The sequence below is a fragment of the Arhodomonas sp. KWT genome, from assembly GCF_010993615.1.
Window position 1 is genome coordinate 1 of sequence record NZ_WNXE01000270.1, and the last position, 1,401, is coordinate 1,401.

The 1,401-nt window shown below is 71.4% G+C and carries 1 protein-coding gene and 1 pseudogene; both read left to right on the top strand.

The window, feature by feature from the left end; all coding sequences use genetic code 11:
- Window positions 1-963: GMC oxidoreductase (locus G7A99_RS17700; RefSeq protein ID WP_205599901.1), on the top strand; the 963-nt coding region annotated here is incomplete at its 5' end.
- A gap of 110 nt (window positions 964-1,073) precedes the next feature.
- A pseudogene (locus tag G7A99_RS17705) lies at window positions 1,074-1,401 on the top strand (polyphosphate:AMP phosphotransferase); the annotation flags it as partial.

Consider the following 1,401-nt stretch of genomic DNA (forward strand, 5'->3'; position numbering starts at 1 on the left):
GTGGGCGTCGAGGTCTACCACCGCGGCGAGCGCCGCACCATCGAGGCGGACCGCGAGGTGCTGCTGTGCGCCGGCGCCATCAACAGCCCGCAGCTGCTCATGCTCTCCGGCATCGGCCCGGCGGAGCAGCTGCGCGAGCACGGCATCGAGGTGCGCCAGCACCTGCCCGGGGTGGGCGGGAACCTCCAGGATCACCTGGAGGTGTACGTGCAGTATGCCTGCACCCGCCCGATCACCCTCTACAGCGCCCTCAAGCCCTGGAATCAGGCGCTGATCGGGCTGGAGTGGCTGACCCGCCACACCGGTCTCGGCGCCACAAACCACTTCGAGTCCGGCGGCTTCATCCGCAGCGAGGCCGGGGTGAAGTACCCCAACCTCCAGTACCACTTCCTGCCCATGGCCATCAGCTACGACGGCAGCGCCACCGCGGACAGCCACGGCTTCCAGGCCCACGTCGGCCCCATGCGCCCCGAGAGCCGCGGCAGCGTGCGCCTGGCGAGCGCCGACCCGCGCGAGGCACCGCGTATCCGGTTCAACTACATGGCCACGGAGCGCGACCGCCGCGAGATGCGCGACGGCATCCGCCTGACCCGAGAGATCATGGCCCAGTCACCGCTCCAGCCCTACCGCGGCCGCGAGCTCGGCCCCGGCGACGACGTGCACACCGACGCGGAGATCGACGCATGGGTGCGCCAGAACGGCGAGAGCGCGTATCACCCGAGCGGCACCTGCCGCATGGGCCATGACGACGACGCCGTGGTGGACGGCGACGGCCGCGTCCACGGCATCGACGGCCTGCGCGTGATCGACGCCTCGATCATGCCGCGCATCGTCAGCGGCAACCTCAACGCGCCGACCATCATGATCGCCGAGCGCCTGGCGGATGCGGTGCGCGGGCGCGAGCCGCTGGCGGACGACCAGCCCTGGCACGTGCCGGAGAACTGGCAAGAGAACCAGCGCTGAGGCCGCGCGGATGGCCGTCCCCGTGCCGGGGGCGGTATCCTCCGGGGAAAAGGACAGCACGGGCACGGTCCGGTTGACGGACCGCGCCGATCCCGGAGGACCGACAGGGCATGCTGGAGACCGCCGAGCTCGGGCGGCGGGTCGACCGCCGCACCTACCACGCGGAACTCGACCCGCTGCGCCGTGAGCTGCTGGAGCTGCAGTGGCGGCTGCGGCACGCCGACTTCCCGCTGGTGCTGATCTTCGAGGGCGTGGACAACGCCGCCAAGGGTGAGCTGGTCAACACCCTCAGCGACTGGCTCGACACCCGGGCAGTCGATTTCGTCGCCTTCGGCCCCAAGACCGACGAGGAACGCGGCCGCCCGCGCTTCTGGCGCTACTGGCGGGCGCTGCCCGGGCGCGGGCGCACGGCGGTGTTCCACAGCTCCTGGTACACTG